This window comes from Spiroplasma sp. ChiS (assembly GCF_002968355.1).
Lineage (GTDB): Bacteria > Bacillota_I > Bacilli_A > Mycoplasmatales > Mycoplasmataceae > Spiroplasma > Spiroplasma citri.
In genome coordinates this window covers 1-1,911 of record NZ_PUUH01000071.1, presented here as the reverse complement: position 1 = coordinate 1,911, position 1,911 = coordinate 1, and the positions used below count along the sequence as shown (strand labels likewise).

Here is a 1,911-nt window from a genome sequence, read left to right as displayed (position 1 = left end):
ATGATTAAGCATTATTATTTTTCCTTATCATCATTTTTAATATCTCTAATATCAGTTTGTAAATTAACAATGATTGGTTGTTGATTATTTAAGTTTAATTCTTGTTCTAATTGTTTTTCTTGTAATGAATATTTATAATTAAATGCTCGTTGTCAATATGTTTTTACTCCATCAGGTGTTTTAACCATTGCTTTAATTAATTCACTTTCAATTTTATCAACTTGTCGTTGTATTAAAGGTATTATCTTTTCGCTCTTGTAAGTTTCATGTCTTCATCTGCTAGAAAGGTTGAGTTTATCKGTTAAATCGTTCAAAGTATAGGGAATATTTGGTTTCTTATCATTTCAAAATTCTTCAATTTTTCTTCAAATTGTTGTATAACTTGCTTTATTTGGATTAAATTCTTTCATTTTTTACTCCTTTTTGCATATTAAAATTGCTATTATTTAAACAATATGGTTAAATAAAAGAGTATAAAAACCTATCAAACTGTATCAATATATCAAAGAACTTAATATAATATTTTGTTCTTTTTTTATTATCTATATTTTACATCAAAATAAAAAAAAGTAAATTACTTTACTTTTTATTTTAGTATACAAGCATATAGAGATTAATTGGAGCTTGTTACAATATAATTATATAATTAATAATATATTTGTCAATAATTTTAATTGAAAAAAATATGAAAATTTATCTTTTTTATAAATTTAATGTATAACTATTTTTATAAAAGAATTGGAGGAAATATAGAGTAATGAAAGATTATACACATGTAAAATATGATGAACGAAGATTTTTTAAGGATTTATTTTTATCTGATAGTTGCAAAAAGAAAAATGGTACGCTTAATTTATCTGAAATATCAAGACAAACAGGAAGAGATATTAATACTGTTAAAAGAGAAATTAAGCGATTTAAAAATATAGAAGATTATACAGCAATAGAAGCACAAAAAGATTATTATAAAAAGCGTAAAAAATGTATTAAAAAACTACCTGAATTTACAAAAGAACAATTAAATTTTATTCATCTGAGATTTAATGTTTATCATGATACACCAGCAGAAATTATTCAGCGTTTTTTAATAAAGTTTGGGATTAAATTTCCCGTTTGTGTAAAAACATTGTATAAATGAATTTATTTAGGTCTTTTGGGTTTGTTAAAGAAAAATTTATTAAATGGTGGTAGAAGAAATAGAACAAAGAAAAGACCTGATAATCGTGGCAAATTAGATGAAAAATTTAAGTCAATTTGAGATATTGAAAATAAAGTTTCTAATGTTGGATGACTTGAAGCGGATACAGTTGTTGGAAAAGACCATAAATCTGCTGTTTTAGTTTTAGTAGAACAATCAAGTAAAAAATACTTTGCTATGAAATTAGAAAATCATACTGCTAATGAAGTTGTAGAAAAGTTTAAAGATATTGTTATAAGTAATAATTTAATTGGAAAAATTAAAGGAATAATAACTGACCGTGGGAAAGAATTTAGTAAATGAAGAGAAATGGAAATATTTGCTGAAACACAAGTATATTTTTGTGACCCAGGTTCACCTAATCAAAAACCATTAATTGAAAGAATTAACCGTGAATTTAGAAAACGCTTTCCTCTTGGAACTGATTTTAATAATGTTAGTCAGAAAAGAATTGATTGAGTAGTTAATGTTATAAATGATAAACTCCGACCGTGTTTAAATTGAATAAGTGCAAAAGAAATGTTTTTACAGAATATTAAGTAAATTTATTAATTAAAATTTAATAAATGCTTTTTTAGTGTGCTTAAATATGGTTAAATTAAGCTATATTTATAAAATATTTTATTTTTTTAAAAAAAGAGTTGCATTTGTTAAAAATGATGTTATTATCAAAATAACAAGAGATTAATTGGAGCTTAGATTTACATAATACG

Annotated in this window: 2 protein-coding genes; one reads left to right on the top strand and one right to left on the bottom strand. The window is 23.0% G+C overall.

Features of this window, described 5'->3' with window-relative positions; all coding sequences use genetic code 4:
- Positions 1-14: 14 nt before the first annotated feature.
- Positions 15-410: a hypothetical protein gene (locus C6B38_RS02820; protein WP_105298579.1), complete on the bottom strand. Its 396-nt coding sequence runs from the start codon at positions 408-410 to the stop codon at positions 15-17.
- A 347-nt stretch (positions 411-757) separates the two neighbouring features.
- On the opposite strand from C6B38_RS02820, the gene C6B38_RS02815 reads away from it, so the two are divergent.
- Positions 758-1,741 (top strand): IS30 family transposase, encoded by a 984-nt coding sequence (locus C6B38_RS02815; RefSeq protein WP_105298578.1) that lies wholly within the window; start codon positions 758-760, stop codon positions 1,739-1,741.
- The last annotated feature ends 170 nt before the right edge of the window (positions 1,742-1,911 follow it).